This is a genomic window from Leeia speluncae (assembly GCF_020564625.1).
Lineage (GTDB): Bacteria > Pseudomonadota > Gammaproteobacteria > Burkholderiales > Leeiaceae > Leeia > Leeia speluncae.
In genome coordinates this window covers 79,769-96,379 of record NZ_JAJBZT010000008.1, presented here as the reverse complement: position 1 = coordinate 96,379, position 16,611 = coordinate 79,769, and the positions used below count along the sequence as shown (strand labels likewise).

Below are 16,611 nucleotides of genomic sequence, written 5' to 3'. Positions count from 1 at the left end.
AATATCCCATTCATCACAATTTTCCCCGTTAGCTTCAGTAAACACCTCCTCTCATTTCCTATTCTTGTTCAATCAAAGAAACCGTGAAATCCGCTTATTTCTCTTTACTACAATAAAAAAAAGTCTATATTGAGAGGAAGCGGGAAAGCATTACCAAAAGTAAGGCCATAAAATAAGATATATATAACAATAATTAGGGACGGAAGCGTGTCTAGATCACCTTCATCTGAAAATGCAAGCAGGCAACATTCGCCATTTTCACATTTAATGATCACCATCACGCGTGATGAAAATGGCGTTTTAACATTGTCGAATTCGACAGGCACCCTGTCGCCCTTTTGTTCTAGCGACGTTTGCGTAGTGCCTACAGATTGTCGGCAGTTTTTCCAAGTTTATGAAAATGTTGATTCATTACTAGCGCTACTCGCAGATGACACATATATTGCTACGCCGGCCTTACTTAACCTTTTTTTAAGCAATGGCGATGTACACCAATTACATTTGATTCCATGCCCAGAAATAAGTCAGGCAGGCTTGCATACTTGGAAAGGGCTGATTCTTGATATTAGCCAATCCTACTCCACCGCTAACTACCACCAAACCCTACTAGACAACACGCCTTACCATATTTGGATGAAAGATATTCAAGGTAGGCTGTTAGCGAGTAATCAATATTATGCAAGCCAATTTGGGCTAAGTTCACCGACAGAACTGGTTGGTAAAACAGACTTTGAAATTCACACGGAAGAACACGCCAAGAAATTTCAAGAAGATGATCAGCGTGTTATTCAGAGTGCAAAAGCAATCTCGGTTGAAGAATCTTATTTAGATGATAATGGCAATATTGCATGGGCAGAAACGCACAAATCGCCTGTTATAGTAGATGGTAAAGTCATTGGTACGGTGGGATATTCTAGAGACATTACCGAGAGGAAGTTGCTAGAAGACCACCTGTTTCTGAATGAGTTTGCGCTAGCGCATGCTAAAGATGCCGTTTTTATCTCGGATGCCACGCAAAATCATCGTTTTATCTATGTCAACAAAGCCGCTTGTGAGCATCTTCAATACGATAAAGACGAACTACTCAGCCACACACAAAATGATATTTGCCCTGAATTTTCTGAAATTGAGATTCAACGCCTTGCAAGAACAGATGGTAAATCGACTGAAACCGGTTTATGTTATGAAACCGACTATCGCCGGAAAGATGGATCCTTCTTTCCAGTAGAAGTACACAGTACTATTTTGCAATACCAAGGCCAGACGCTTTTTTTCTTGATTGCTCAAGATATTACCGAGCAACGAAAAACTCAAACCGATCTTTATCTAAACAAATTTATCTTAGATTTAATCCAAGATGCGGTCTATCTGATCTCTACAGAAGCACCTTACCACTTTGTGCATGTAAATCAGCGTGCATTGGAGTATTTGCAGTACTCAAGAGAAGAACTATCTGGCTTTTCACCTTTAGATATTGACCCTAACCTATCGGGCCCAACACAGCTACGCCAGATTTTATCGGGGTTGAAAGCAGATGAAACGTTATCTTTTGAAACTAGTCATCAGCGCAAAGACGGTAGTACTTACCCTGTAGAAGTCAGAACTCGATTAGTTTCTTACCAAGGTACCAATCTCTCTTTAGCGATTGCGACCGATTTAACCGAACGTAAGATTTCAGAAAATAAGCTCTTAGAACGTCAGCAGTTCTTACAGTCTTTACAAAATTCTATCCCTATCCCTATGTATTACAAAGACTTACTAGGGGTCTACCATGGGATCAACCAAGCTTGCCGAGATTTTTTTGGTTTTTCTGATGATGACATTGTTGGTAAAACCAACTTTGATATATTCACCGAGCAAACGGCCTCACTTCACCGCAGCATGGACAATACGGTCTTACATCTTGGTACGTCGATTCAGTACGATGACAAATTACCCAATGCCCAAGGCGAGCTAAGAGACTTACGTTTTCACAAAGCATTGTACCGAGATCAAGAAGGTACGCCGCAAGGCATTATTTGCGCGTATCTTGATATGACAGAACAGCGCAAAGCAGAGAAAGCACTGACTGAACGCGAGTACGAATATCGTACCTTGGTTGAAAATACGTCCGACATGATTGCGCGTTTTGATCTGGACTTAAAATTGCGCTATGCCAACCCAGCGTTTGTAAATGCCTATGCAAGAAAAGGGCAAAACTTAATTGGGCAGTCGTCTACAGAGATTTTTGAAACGGAATCGCATTGTTTGTATTCGCAATTGCTGATTCAATCGATCGCCACGAAAAAAGAGCTTTCTACCCAGTATAAATGGTTAGATGACGCTGACCATGAAAACTGCGCCATGCTGACGTTTACGCCTGAAGTTGACCGGCAAGGTAAAGTGTCCTCCATTTTGGTGGTGGGCAGGGATATCACAGAACAATACGAATACCAGCAAAAAACGCATCAGATGGCGTACTTTGATCAGCTAACGGGGTTGGCTAATCGCGCTCATTTTAACGAGATGCTAAAAATTTATGTTTCTACCCCAACCAAAGAAGGTGATTGTATTTTAGTTACCGTTTTGGACATGGATAGATTCAAAGAGGTAAACGATAGTCTTGGCCACCCGGTTGGTGACCAACTATTAGCCAGTGTCGCTGAACGGCTAAAACAACAACTTCCCACCCATGCTACGCTAGCAAGACTAGGGGGAGATGAATTTGCCATTCTGATTCCAGTTAAAAATACGCCAGAAACCATCGAACCGATTGCGAATATTGTATTAGAGGCATTTAAAACACCGTTCCCTGTTTCTGGCTATGAACTTCACACCTCATGCAGTATCGGAATATCACGATACCCGGTAGATAGTGACAACGCAGACGATCTCATCCGCTTTGCAGACGTGGCGATGTATGAAGCCAAAAAAGCAGGCCGTAACTGCTTTGCTATCTATACCGAAGCACTGTCTCGCCAATTAGATGAGCGAATGGAAATGGAGTCTGAACTCCGCCAAGCATTGTCTAAACAAGAATTCGCCCTCTTCTATCAACCTAAAATTTGTTTGAAATCCGGCAAAACGATTGGTTCTGAAGCATTGCTTCGTTGGATTCATCCAAGCAAAGGGATTATTTCACCACTTAAATTTATCCCCCTAGCAGAAGAATGCGGGCTGATTGTAGAGATTGGCAAATGGGTCATTGGCGAAGCGTGCAAAATGGCGGTTCGCTGGAACCAAGTTGGCGAACACAAAGTCGCGATTAACCTTTCTGCAAAACAATTTCAATCAGAAACCCTTGTTGCCGATGTGAAATCGATGATGGAAGCTACTGGCTGCCACCCAGACTGGATTGAATTAGAAATTACAGAAAGCTTGTTGTTAGAAGACGATGTGGACGTATTACACACATTAAAACAATTCCGAGACGCAGGCATCTCGATTGCGATTGATGACTTTGGTACAGGGTATTCGTCTTTAAGCTACCTTGCTAAATACCCAATTGATACCTTAAAAATTGATCGATCATTTATTAATAGTATTCAGACCGACCCTCAACGCGCGGGGCTGGTCAAAGCGATTTTCTCTATTGCTAGGTGTTTAAATCAATCGGTTGTCGCGGAAGGTGTGGAAACACAAGATCAGCTAGATTTTCTGACGGATCTTGATTGTGAATATGCTCAAGGCTATTTATTTAGTATGCCGGTGAACGCAGAAAGCCTAGAACAAAATAAGGAATGGCCAGCGGTAGTAAAAGGTATTGCGAAATCGTGTTCAACATCATTAAGTACATAAAAGACAACAAGTAGCATCAAGATACAATTAGAAGCAAAATCTAATGCTACTTGTTTTGGTGGGTAGTTCTATTTATTTCTTGTATGGTGATTCACCACCCAATGAATCATTGGTATGTTCAGATAAGTTTTTACAGATGCATTCTTCTGTCGAACAGCGGTTTCTAGTCGATTTAATCCACGCATCGTCTTTCCATTTTTGATGGTTCACTTCTGAACCGGTCGCATTTTCCGTTGCATAGACATACGCTTTTGTATCTAGTACTTCCATCGCCGCTAGCGTTTTATTGCCGCAAATTTTCTTTTCAGCAGCATTTTTAGTCCTGTTGCATTGAATGGAAGATGGCACGTCTTTGTAAGATGAGTTCAATTGCTCGATTTTACTTTGGATGGTAGCCAGTTGAATGTTGTCTAAACAAGCAGCAGAAGAAGAGACTGACAACGCCAGCAAAGCGATTGCAGATAAAGAGTTAAGCAGTTTTTTCATAATATATAAATGTGATGAGTAAATATAAAAACACCATCATTTTATGACATTTAGCTTTTAATGAGTAAATTCTTTTACCCACATGCGATACCCACTTCATTCATCAAGCTAAAAAACTATTGCGCCAGAGGGGAGAAAGCAGCGGAAGGTAGCCCTGACGAACTCCGTAAATACAAGGTTTCAATATCTTTTTTGGGTGGCGCACCAAAAAGCCGGCTGTATTCTCGGCTAAATTGAGAGGGGCTTTCGTACCCTACTTTAAAAGCAGCTGCAGCGGCATCTATCTTATCGTTTAACATTAAGCGGCGTGCTTCGGTTAGGCGTAGCCATTTTTGGTATTGCAACGGGCTCATGAGGGTTTGCCGTTTGAAATGAAAATGTAGGCTAGAAGTACTCATCTGAATGCTATCGGCTAATTCACTAATCTGTAGCGGATGCATAAAGTTTTGCTTTAACCAATCAATCACTTTCGCAATTCGCTGACTATGGCTGCCAACCGCAGCCATCTGGCGTAAGCGGAAAGATTGATCCGAAAGTAATAATCGGTAGTGAATTTCGCGTTTAATTAGCGGGGCCAGGATAGGAATAGACGCCTGATCATCTAATAATTCAAACAGACGGCGAAATGCATCTAGTAACGGCGTGGTAACTGTGCCGACATCCATTCCCGCTTGGGAAGCCCCTATTTCATTAGACACAGGGCAACCTTCTGCCAATAATTGGGCAATCAGATGAAAATCTAATTTAAAGACAAACCCCAAACAAGGAAGCGATGGACTTGCTTCTATTACTTGTGTAGAGGCGGGTAAATCGAGCGAGGTTATTAAAAAGTGCTGGCGGTTATACATAAACGCATCGTCACCCAATATCATCTGCTTTGCGCCTTGTAACACAAACACTACACTAGACTCCACCATGCAAACACAAGGATCGGTGGGGGCTTCACGCCGAAAAAGGAATAGATCTTCTACTGCAGTAGCCACATCCTCTTTTCCCACAGAGCGTTTGCTAACAGAATGAATTAGTGTCTGATTAAGAACCGACTCAAACCCCATGTCTTATCCCTTTACCCATTGAATTACCCGATTGCATCGTAAAACGATTCTGCCAGATATCCTCTCGCGCGCAAGCGGTCCACACATATTTCCAACAGAATTTGGAGGATTAGGCAATAAACCGAGAGGTTTAGGATATGCAATCAAACCAAATAAGCGCGATGCTATTGGCTGAAAAACCAATCAACAAAGGAGCCGTCATGAGCACCGTAAAATCATACGCCGCGTTAGATCAGCATAGCCCACTTGTCCCATTTACATTTGAACGCCGAGCGTTAAACCCTGACGATGTTCAGATTGATATTCTTTATTGTGGTGTGTGCCACTCTGATTTACATACCGCCCGCAACGAGTGGTACAACACCCTTTACCCATCAGTACCGGGGCACGAAATTGTCGGTAAAGTTACCGCCGTTGGTAATGAAGTAAGCCAATTTAAAGTAGGTGACATTGCAGGGGTTGGCTGCATGGTAGATAGTTGTGGCCACTGCAATCCATGTGAAGAAGGGGAAGAACAATTTTGTGAAAATGGCTTCACCGGCACCTATAATGGCCCGTTATTTGGCGGTGAAAACACCTTTGGCGGTTATTCGCAACGCATTATTGTGAAATCGGACTTTGTGCTGCATGTATCGCATTCTGAATCCCAACTCGCCGCTGTTGCGCCACTACTTTGTGCAGGCATTACCACCTACTCCCCGCTAAAACGCTGGGGAACTGGGCCCGGCAAAAAAGTAGGTATCGTCGGATTAGGTGGTTTAGGCCATATGGCTGTGAAAATCGCACATGCCATGGGTGCTGAAGTGGTTTTATTCACCACCTCACAAAGTAAAGTGGCAGATGCAAAACGCTTGGGGGCGGATGAGGTCTGCATTTCTACCGACCCAGATCAAATGGCTGCTTACGCAAGCAAATTAGACTTTATTTTAAATACCGTCGCTGCCCCGCATTCACTTGATCCATTTCTTAACCTGCTAAAAACAGGTTGCACCATGACCATGGTTGGCGCGCCAGCAGAGCCACATCCCTCACCGAATGTATTTGGATTAATTCTAAAACGCCGCAGCTTGGCAGGCTCACTTATTGGGGGCATTAAAGAAACCCAAGAAATGCTAGATTTCTGCGCGAAACATGACATTGTTTCCGATATTGAAATCATCCCAATGAATTACATCAATAAAGCCTATGAACGCATGTTAAAGAGCGATGTGAAATACCGCTTTGTATTGGACTTAAGCACCATCTAACAAAGTGTAGTTTCAAAAAAAAGCGACAAGTGCGTGCTTGTCGCTTTTAGGTTACACCGCAATAAAAGTGTACAAAAACTCACTAACTAACCATCTTAAAATTACTAGATTTTATGAATCGACCGCCTCCAATACTCATGAAATCAGCCATATTTACATCTATTGAAGATGACTCTTCATTCCTAATGATTGATTCACGATCAATATTATTAGGAATGGAAAATTCACCATACAAATACTTTGACACAATCTGCACTGCAGTTGGAAAATTCATAAAAAACCTTATAATTTTTTAATTTTATTTGTTAATTACAAAACCAGAATAAAAATCACCACATGTTGACAAAACATAGTACACACCTCCAAATTTCGTGATTTCATTTTTCGATATTCTTCTTTCGTTTATTTGTGACACCTTAATATTGACCCATCTTTCGAAATCTAAGTGACGTACTCTTTCTTTATGAAAATTTGTAATAACACCATGATCATCACGAAATCCATTAAAATCATAACTATCACTATAAGGTGACCTTACAACATATCTAGACTTAGATTTATATAAACCCTCATAAAAATCACCAATAAAATTCAATTTATCATAACGTTTTTTTAATTCAACATTACTATTGACATCCAATATCTCATCATCACCCAATGAAATGAAAGAAAAAAAATTTAGCGGATCAACAATAATCAATGTGCTTTTTTCAAAAAAAGCATCATTCTTAATTTCATCTATATCACCAGAGCTTTTTATTCTTATTTTGCGCAAACCATTAAATTTAAAAACATTCCCCTTTTTTACCAAGTCAATTTTTTTATCAAAATCAATGTACTCACCAACCAGATAGAATTCCAATCGATTAAAATCAGGAAAATCATCTCTGAAGCCATCAATGCTATCTTTGTAATAAGTTTTAATCCATCTAGATCTTAACTCATTTGGACCTAATACACGGTTATCTTTATAGCAACGACCAGTTTTATTATATTCAATTGAACCAAGTGCTAACAGCCAAATTGCAAAAATAAAACCAAAAATTACCGTTATTATTATTTTAAATTTATTTTTCACTTAGGCTCCAAAATTACATATTTAAGACTATGTATCATCATATAGATACTTAGATACAATCTCTAAAAAGGTAGTAAAACACATCAAGAAAACTCAAATATATAATTATGTCTAATTTATGTGGATAGGCGTCGAATATGAAACACCACAATAGTTAATACAACACATAATCCAAAACAGAATTGCCACAAGCCCCTACGACATAATATACATTTGGACCATTCACACTTAAATTATCGTAAACTATCCTAGAATCATTTACATCTTCAACCATATCAACAATCAATTGATCCAATTTCTTATTATGATATTTATCATCGCTATCATCTTTGATCTTTTCATATTCAAGATACGTTTTTCCATACCTATAATGATATACATACATTTCAGAAAAAAAACGTTCATTATTATGCAATAATAAATCATTAAAATTATATTTTGTTTTTTCTTCGTATTTTTTTATTATCCCATTAAAAATTTTTTTGTTATTCTTCAAATTATATATTTTGATGTCTTCAGAATTAGCAAATGAAAAAAAGTTAATCGGATCCTGAACGATAAATGAAACCCCATTTTTTATACTATCATCCCCAATTTTATCTATATCTTCATCTTCTTTTACTTCTTTCTTCCCAATTCCATTAAAATCAAAAACCTGTTTATTTTTAATAAGCGTAATTTGATCATCAAAACCTAAGGTTTTATTTACAATAAAAAACTTTAGACGTCTAGAGTCAACATAATCATCTCTTATTTCTTCCATTTTTTTCTTTATTAAATACCTAAACCATCGAGCCTTCAATTCATCATCACTTAGCACTCGGTTATCCTTGTAGCAACGGCCAGTTTTATTGTATTCTATTGCACCAAGCCCTAGTAGCCAAAGTACAAAAACACTCACCAAAACTACCGTTAACATTATTTTAAATTTACTTTCCATTTACATTAACAATCACAATAAAATACATATTTCCACGAAAATTTTTAAAATTGACTACTTGCTTTAACTCTTATTAATTTATTAAACAGCATATAAAATATATATAAAGAATCCAAAACAGACCAAATAATGATTAAATAAATTCCAACATTACTTTTTGCTCTCATATAGCCAACTATTGATTGTTCGTATGAACGATATACAACTCCTCTACTAGATATTTGATAGCAAGCATACCCTGAACGAAGCGTTTGGCTACTTGGATACATCCAAACCTCTCCTTTTTTTCCAGATAGCCAACGTAGCATTGCAATATCTGCAGAGTGCTGTTTTTCCAGTTCTATATCTAAATTTTTTATAGTATCTATATGTTGACTGGCATACGTTCTTAAGCAATTGTAATCGCCTAGAAGCTTACACGTACAATCATGAATTTTTCCATTTTTATCAACTATAGAAATTCCATAATCGTTTTTTTTATTTATCAAAATCGTTGAATTTAAGTATTTACCATCAACAATTACAACCTCATTCTTTTCAGGGATTTTTTGCTCAAAAGCATATATATCATCAAACAAAAAAACGAATATTGACAATTTAGCAAACAAAAAAGAAACTCTTTTATTACTTGAATAACAAAAACAGGAAAACATAAACACAAACAAAAACACTAAATGCCAATTTACAAAAACACATCCAATTAAAACCCAAACAATAAATACAAAGTAATTATACTTACAATTAAAAAACAAAGATCCTACACAAAAAACAAATACCGCACTAACAACATCTAAAGCAACAAAAGCAAGAATTGAAGAAAACCATAAAATCCATCTATAATCTTTGAAATTTTCATAAATATTCATACAGAAGTATTTATAAATTATTAATCCCGATATAGTCAGCCTTTTAGATTTTAAATTTTTAAACATGATTGCTTTTTTCACAGGGGTGATAGGGGTAAATCTAGACAGCGAACGATAAATCTCTTTATCACCAAATAAATTTTCATAGCATATTTATATTGCATAAAACAGATTCGACCAAAATTTGACCTTTCATGTCAAGTAAATTTTTGTAAGCTTGATTGACATGAAAATCATCTTGAAACAAGAAATAGTTGATGCACGCTACTAAGGCGTACTAAATGTAAAATTTAGAACAATAGTGGAATCAGTCGCTGGCTGATGGGATAACAAACGCACGCGTTTACGGCGTGCGTAGTTATAGATTGATGATGATAGTTGCAGTTCTCTATTGAAATTATTCAGTAATCGCCCTCGCCCTACCCGTTTTACTCCCCAATGGCCGTCCCAGCTGGTGGGAGATCCATAACGCGGTTTGGACGATTTGATCTAGGTCTACGCCGGTTTCTACGCCTAACCCTTGCATTAGCCATAGCACATCTTCTGTTGCGACATTGCCGCTAGCGCCCGGTGCGTAGGGGCAGCCGCCTAGGCCGCCCACAGAAGCATCAAACGTGGTGATGCCCATTTGCCATGCGGCATAGATATTGGCAATGCCCATGCCGTAGGTATCGTGAAAATGGCCAGCGAGTAATTTGGCGGGGATGTTTTTTTGGACGGTGACAAGCATTCTTTTGACACGTTCTGGCGTGCCGGTGCCGATGGTATCGCCTAGGCTAATTTGGTAGCAGCCTAAATCTAGTAATTGTTGGGCAATGTCTGCAGTTCTGGCGGGGGTAATGGGGCCTTCATAGGGGCAATCGATCACCGTTGAAAGGTAGCCTCGAATGGCGATATTGTGGCGCAAGCATTCGTTAATCACTGGTATAAACCGTTGAATAGATTCTGCAACGGTGCATTGAATATTCTTTTGGGTAAAACTATCTGAGGTTGCCGTAAAAATGGCGATTTCTTTCGCGCCGGCTTCGATTGCGGCTTCTAACCCTTGTAAATTTGGGACCAACACAGGGTAACGGATATCGGCATTTAGGTCTAACCCGGCCATCACCGCTTGGTTATCTGCCATTTGCGGAATACGTTTTGGTGAAACAAAGGCGGTGGCTTCGATGGTTTTCAGCCCAGCACCAGCTAGGCGTTGTATGAGTTCGAGTTTCGTTTCTGTTGCGATGCTAGTGGTTTCATTTTGTAGGCCATCTCTTGGGCCTACTTCGACGATGTTTACTTTAGGATTATCCATTTTTTTCACCCTCTGCTAGCAATTGCACCAACAAGACATCGGCGGTGATTTGTTCGCCCACGTCATAACAATAGGCTTCTAGTACCCCATCATTTGGTGAGGTAATGGTGTGTTCCATTTTCATGGCTTCTAGGATTAGTAACGGTTGTCCTTTTTTTACGGTACTTCCGGGTTTGGCTAAATGCGCTATTATTTTGCCTGGCATTGGCGCATGTAGCCCACCTGCGGCTTCTACGGTTTGGGCAATCGCCATCGGGTCTTCTGGCGTCATCACATATTGGTTTGCCCCCTGCCAATAATGATAGCTACTGCCAAAACGATACACAGGATAGCGATAAGATGCCGAAAGCTGTATTTCCCCTCTCTGATCTTGCCATTTCACACTAGCCAATATGGAAGTCCCCCCAAAGAGGGCAACGACCCCATCCGCTTCTTTTTTCAGTGATACCGATACTGTTTGTTGGGTGGGTTGAGAAAAACACAGCGTAATGGTTTGAGAAAACTCGCCGCTATTGCGCCAATCATCTCCCATTTGCCACGGGGAATTCGTGGTTTGTTGTCTTTGGTAATAAAAATGGGCAATTGCTAATTGGCAAATGACCGCTTCTGATAGTGCAATCTGCGTCGGCAATAGGCTTGCCTGATTTGCTTCGATAAGACTAGTGGATAAGTTAGCGGTAGAAAAATCGTCCGAACTCGCTAATGCATATAAAAAAGGTAAATTGTGCTTTACCCCAACAACGCGATAATTCGCAATCGCCTCTTTCAGCCTAGTGAGCGCGGTGGTTCTATCCTCCCCCCAAACGATTAATTTGGCAATCATCGGATCATAAAATGGGGATATTTCGTCACCCGTTTCTACGCCCGTATCCACTCGGATAGTATCGCTTGCAGCAGGGAGCGATACCCAGTGTAGATGACCAATTGACGGTAAGAAACCGGCGCTTGGGTCTTCTGCGTAGATACGCGCTTCGATGGCATGCCCATTTAGTGGTATCTCGGCTTGGCTAAGTGGCAGCGGTAGACCGGCAACTACTTTTAGTTGCCACTCGACGAGATCTAAGCCGGTGATCATTTCGGTAACGGGGTGCTCTACCTGCAGGCGGGTATTCATTTCCATAAAATAAAAGTCGCCACTCGGGCCAACAATAAACTCTACTGTCCCCGCTCCTTGGTAGTTCACGGCTTTGGCGGCGGCAACGGCGGCTTCACCCATCGCTTTTCTGCGTTCAGACGTCATACCGGGTGCGGGGGCTTCTTCTAATACTTTTTGATGACGGCGTTGAACCGAGCAATCTCTTTCTTGCAGGTAAACGACATTCCCATGCTGATCGCCAAACACTTGGATTTCGATATGTCGAGCGGGGCTGATATATTTCTCGATGAGGACTTGATCATCCCCAAAGCTATTTTTGGCTTCGCGTTGGCAACTGGCTAGCGCATCTAGAAACTGGCTAGACTCATCTACCCGACGCATCCCTTTTCCGCCACCACCCGCACTGGCTTTAATTAACACCGGGTAGCCGATTTGATCCGCGGCTTGGTGGAGAAAATCTGGAGACTGTTCTTCACCGTGATAACTAGGGGTAAGGGGTACACTTGCGGCTTCCATCAAGCGTTTTGCGGCAGACTTTGACCCCATGGCGGCAATGGCTTCTGGCGTTGGGCCAACAAATAAAATACCGGCTTCTTTACATGCCAAGGCGAATTGTTCATTTTCAGAGAGAAAACCATAACCGGGGTGAATAGTGGTTGCGCCAGTTTGTTTGGCTGCGGCTAAGATTTTATCAATACACAGGTAGCTTTCTTTTGCTGCAGATGGGCCGATGAAAATGGCTTCGTCTGCTAATCGCACATGGCGTGCCGCTTTATCAGCTTCCGAATAAACGGCAACAGTCAGAATCCCCATCGCCTTTGCGGTACGAATCACTCGGCAAGCGATTTCGCCACGGTTTGCAATCAGTAGTTTGTGAATAATTGGTGTGGTCATGTTGCCTTACCCTCTTTTCCCTCCTCCAACATCTGCGATAGCAGCCTGTCTGCGGAGGGTGGTTTTATTGTCTTTTTCCTACCCTATCTAGGTAGTTTGGCTGCCGTCACCTTCACCCCATCTCTTTCTTTTTAGGGGAAAAAGTACTTATTTACTAGGATTTACTAGGCGGTAATGTCCAAGCTGCGGGGCGTTTTTCTAGAAAGGCGGCTAGCCCTTCTCTCCCTTCTGCAGACGACCGGTGTTTTGCTATCCGGCTAGCGGTATCGGCTAGGCATTCATCGCTCAGTAAAGTACGGCCAATGTCCCGAATGAGCGCTTTGCAAGCGGTTTGGGCAACTGGTGCGCCAGCAAGTAAAGACGAGACTAATTGCTGAACCACCGTATCTAATGCTTCTGGCGTGGTGACTTCGTGCAATAAGCCAATCCGCAGTGCAGTGAGTGCATCAAAACGTTCTGCCGTCTGAAAATACCGATAGGCTTGTCTTTCCCCAATCGCACGAATTACATATGGCGCAATGGTGGCGGGGATTAAGCCTAATCTCACCTCTGAAGTAGCAAAGGTGGCGTTATCTGCCGCCACGGCCATATCACATGCAGAGACTAAGCCAAGCCCGCCACCTATTGCTGCGCCCTGTACGCGTGCGATGGTGGGTTGGGGTAAGGTAGCCAGCGCCCGTAACATATTGGCTAGTTTTAAGGCATCGGCTTGGTTTTCTGCTTCAGAGGCTTCGCCTTGTTGTTGCATCCAGTTGAGATCAGCACCAGCAGAAAAGTTTTTTCCACTGCCGCTTAATATCACGACGCGAATATCAGAAGAGGCGCGAATGGCATCGCACACCAGGTGAAGTTCTGTGATGAGTTGCGCGTTAAAGGCGTTATGGACAGTTGGCCGTTGTAAAGTGATGGTTGCCACGCCATTTTCTACCTGCAGCGCTAACATTTCCGTGTTTGGGAGCATAAATAGTGTGTTCATCTTCCATCCTACATCCGGAAAACGCCGAAGCGGGTATCGGGAATGGGGGCATTTAGGGCGGCAAAGAGTGACAAACCCAAGGTGCGCCGCGTTTGTGCGGGGTCGATAATGCCATCGTCCCACAATCTGGCTGTGGCGTAGTAAGGGTGCCCTTGCGTTTCATACTGTTCGATGATTGGCGCTTTAAACGCTGCTGCGGTTTCTTCTGTCCACGGTTTTCCCTCTTGTTCTGCGCGTTCTTGCTGAACGGTAGCTAGCACACTTGCGGCTTGCTCTCCGCCCATCACAGAAATCCGCGCATTGGGCCACATCCATAAAAACCGGGGGGAATACGCCCGCCCACACATACCGTAATTACCCGCCCCAAAAGAGCCACCAATCACCGTGGTGATCTTGGGTACTTGTACGGTAGACACTGCCGTCACCATTTTGGCGCCATCTTTGGCGATCCCCGCGTTCTCGTACTTTTTACCGACCATAAAGCCGGTGATATTTTGTAGGAACATGAGCGGGATTTTTCGTTGGCCACACAGCTCGATAAAATGCGCGCCTTTTAATGCGGCTTCGGAAAACAATATCCCATTGTTTGCCAAAACCCCGACCGTTTGGCCGTATAAATCGGCAAAGCCCGTTACTAAGGTGCTGCCGTACCTTTGTTTAAATTCATCAAACCGAGAACCATCTACTACACGGGCGATGATTTCTCTGACATCAAACGGTTTGCGGCTATCTTTTGGCAAAATGCCATAGAGTTCTGCCGGATCATAAATAGGTGGCTCTACGCCTGTTAGGCTTAGGGAACTGCTGAGTGAACTAACCGGTTGATTGAGCCTTGTCACAATTTGCCGTGCAAGTGCCAATGCATGCGCATCATTTTCTGCCAGGTAATCTGCTACGCCAGAAAGCCTAGTGTGAACATCCCCTCCGCCTAGCGCCTCTGCGGATACCACTTCCCCTGTCGCTGCTTTGACTAGCGGTGGTCCCCCCAGAAAAATGGTGCCTTGTTGATTCACGATGATGGTTTCGTCCGACATGGCAGGGACATAAGCACCACCCGCCGTGCAGCTACCCATTACCACCGAGATTTGGGGAATCCCTTTGGCCGACATATTGGCTTGGTTAAAGAAAATACGGCCAAAATGATCTCTATCTGGGAAGACTTCATCTTGTTTGGGCAAAAAGGCCCCGCCAGAATCCACCAGATACACACATGGCAGCCGGTTTTGGTCGGCAATTTCTTGGGCACGAAGGTGCTTTTTGACGGTCATCGGGTAATAGGTGCCTCCTTTTACCGTCGCATCATTCGCCACGATCATGCAAAGCGTACCGTTGATTTGGCCAATACCGGCAATCATGCCTGCCGATGGGGAATCGCCATCGTACATTCCCCATGCTGCCATTTGGCCAATTTCTAAAAAGGGTGAGCCTGGGTCTAGTAGCTGATTTACCCTATCTCTAGGTAATAATTTTTGCCTTGCTAGGTGTTTGGCTCTGGCTTTTTCTCCACCGCCTAAGCTCACCTCGGCTACTTTGTCTTTCCAATCTTGCACCAATTGCCGCATGTGCAGATCATTCTCTTTAAATGCCTCGCTTTGAGTGCGGATTTGGCTCTGGATAACGGTCATGTTGAATCCTTATTTTTCTTATTTAGCGTCGCGATGCTTGTTGCCCATCTAGAGAAGGCTCATTAACTCTCTACCAATCAGCATGCGGCGAATTTCAGACGTGCCGGCGCCAATTTCATATAACTTGGCGTCTCGCCATAGTCGGCCGGTGGGATAATCGTTGATATAGCCATTACCACCGAGCGCCTGAATCGCCTCTCCTGCCATCCATGTGGCTTTTTCTGCCGAATACAAAATCGCACTGGCGGCATCTTTGCGGAGCGATCTATCGCCATGTGGTAAAGCATCACACTGTTTTGCCACCCCATACACCAAGGCTTTCGATGCCATCCAAGTCGAATACATATCTGCCAACTTGCCCTGCATTAGCTGAAAATCCCCAATAGACTGGCCAAATTGTTTGCGCTCTTTCAGGTAGGGCAACACGACATCCATACAGGCAGCCATAATCCCAAGCGGCCCGCCAGATAGCACGGTACGTTCGTAATCTAGCCCGCTCATTAGCACTTTGGCACCACTCCCTACCCCGCCTAAGACATTCTCTGTGGGGACTTCACAATCATCAAAAAAGAGTGGATAGGTGTTGGAGCCTCTCATGCCTAGTTTGTCTAGGTGATGCCCGTGGCTAAAGCCTTTCATCCCTTTTTCGATAATGAAGGCGGTCATGCCTTTCGCGCCTGCGCTCATGTCGGTTTTGGCATACACCACCAAGGTATCGGCATCGCCACCGTTGGTAATCCACATCTTGCTACCGTTGAGTACAAACCTATCCCCTTTTTGCTCTGCCTTTAGCTTCATGCTCACCACGTCTGAGCCAGCATTTGGTTCAGACATCGCTAAAGCGCCAATGTGTTCTCCGCTAATTAGCTTGGGTAAATAGCGTTCTCTTTGGGCTTCACTGCCATTTTTGTAGATTTGATTAACGCAAAGATTGGAGTGCGCGCCATAAGATAAGGCGACAGAGGCGCTTGCTCTAGAGATTTCCTCCATCGCAATCACGTGTGCCATATAGCCCATGTTTGTCCCACCATAGGCTTCTGAAACGGTCATCCCTAGTAAGCCCATCTCCCCGAATTTTTTCCACATATCGGCTGGAAAAAGATTGGTTTGGTCTATTTCTGATGCCCTAGGCGCTAATTCGGCCGAGACAAAGTCTCTTACCGCTGCGCGAAGCATGGCGTGTGTGTCATCTTCACCAAACGGTAAGGCAATCTGATCCAACATACTAACGGCGCTCATGTGAACCCCCTCTATCGGCTTTTATTCGAGTTTTG

The 16,611-nt window shown here is 42.8% G+C and carries 12 protein-coding genes; 2 read left to right on the top strand and 10 right to left on the bottom strand.

Features of this window, described 5'->3' with window-relative positions; genetic code table 11:
• Window positions 1-207: 207 nt before the first annotated feature.
• Complete coding sequence (locus tag LIN78_RS14080) at window positions 208-3,777, top strand: sensor domain-containing protein (RefSeq protein WP_227181480.1); 3,570 nt, start codon at window positions 208-210, stop codon at window positions 3,775-3,777.
• Window positions 3,778-3,849: 72 nt separating this feature from the next.
• On the opposite strand, the gene LIN78_RS14075 is transcribed toward LIN78_RS14080, so the two are convergent.
• Both LIN78_RS14075 and LIN78_RS14070 read right to left on the bottom strand, forming a co-directional pair.
• The gene (locus tag LIN78_RS14075) at window positions 3,850-4,263 is read right to left on the bottom strand and encodes a lysozyme inhibitor LprI family protein (protein ID WP_227181479.1); all 414 of its coding nucleotides are present in this window, start codon (window positions 4,261-4,263) and stop codon (window positions 3,850-3,852) included.
• Window positions 4,264-4,379: 116 nt separating this feature from the next.
• Complete coding sequence (locus LIN78_RS14070) at window positions 4,380-5,318, bottom strand: AraC family transcriptional regulator (protein ID WP_227181478.1); 939 nt, start codon at window positions 5,316-5,318, stop codon at window positions 4,380-4,382.
• Window positions 5,319-5,518: 200 nt separating this feature from the next.
• Between LIN78_RS14070 and LIN78_RS14065 the strand changes: the two genes are divergently transcribed.
• On the top strand, window positions 5,519-6,565 hold the full coding sequence (locus LIN78_RS14065; RefSeq protein WP_227181477.1) for an NAD(P)-dependent alcohol dehydrogenase: 1,047 nt from the start codon (window positions 5,519-5,521) through the stop codon (window positions 6,563-6,565).
• A 298-nt stretch (window positions 6,566-6,863) separates the two neighbouring features.
• Here the strand turns inward: LIN78_RS14065 and LIN78_RS14060 are convergent, their stop codons facing one another.
• The 8 genes from LIN78_RS14060 to LIN78_RS14025 all read right to left on the bottom strand — a co-directional run bounded on the left by LIN78_RS14060 (window position 6,864) and on the right by LIN78_RS14025 (window position 16,561).
• The gene (locus LIN78_RS14060; protein WP_227181476.1) at window positions 6,864-7,643 is read right to left on the bottom strand and encodes a hypothetical protein; all 780 of its coding nucleotides are present in this window, start codon (window positions 7,641-7,643) and stop codon (window positions 6,864-6,866) included.
• A 154-nt stretch (window positions 7,644-7,797) separates the two neighbouring features.
• Window positions 7,798-8,583: a hypothetical protein gene (locus tag LIN78_RS14055; protein ID WP_227181475.1), complete on the bottom strand. Its 786-nt coding sequence runs from the start codon at window positions 8,581-8,583 to the stop codon at window positions 7,798-7,800.
• A gap of 44 nt (window positions 8,584-8,627) precedes the next feature.
• On the bottom strand, window positions 8,628-9,515 hold the full coding sequence (locus LIN78_RS14050) for a hypothetical protein (RefSeq protein ID WP_227181474.1): 888 nt from the start codon (window positions 9,513-9,515) through the stop codon (window positions 8,628-8,630).
• 331 nt (window positions 9,516-9,846) lie between these two features.
• The gene (locus LIN78_RS14045) at window positions 9,847-10,746 is read right to left on the bottom strand and encodes a hydroxymethylglutaryl-CoA lyase (protein WP_227181473.1); all 900 of its coding nucleotides are present in this window, start codon (window positions 10,744-10,746) and stop codon (window positions 9,847-9,849) included.
• Complete coding sequence (locus LIN78_RS14040; protein WP_227181472.1) at window positions 10,739-12,736, bottom strand: acetyl/propionyl/methylcrotonyl-CoA carboxylase subunit alpha; 1,998 nt, start codon at window positions 12,734-12,736, stop codon at window positions 10,739-10,741. The genes LIN78_RS14045 and LIN78_RS14040 overlap by 8 nt, the downstream gene beginning before the upstream one ends.
• Window positions 12,737-12,890: 154 nt before the next feature.
• Window positions 12,891-13,712, bottom strand: coding sequence for an enoyl-CoA hydratase/isomerase family protein (locus LIN78_RS14035; protein WP_227181471.1), 822 nt, complete (start codon window positions 13,710-13,712; stop codon window positions 12,891-12,893).
• A gap of 8 nt (window positions 13,713-13,720) precedes the next feature.
• Complete coding sequence (locus LIN78_RS14030) at window positions 13,721-15,337, bottom strand: carboxyl transferase domain-containing protein (RefSeq protein ID WP_227181470.1); 1,617 nt, start codon at window positions 15,335-15,337, stop codon at window positions 13,721-13,723.
• Window positions 15,338-15,385: 48 nt separating this feature from the next.
• Window positions 15,386-16,561, bottom strand: a complete 1,176-nt coding sequence (locus tag LIN78_RS14025; RefSeq protein WP_227181538.1) for an isovaleryl-CoA dehydrogenase — start codon at window positions 16,559-16,561, stop codon at window positions 15,386-15,388.
• Window positions 16,562-16,611: the final 50 nt, after the last annotated feature.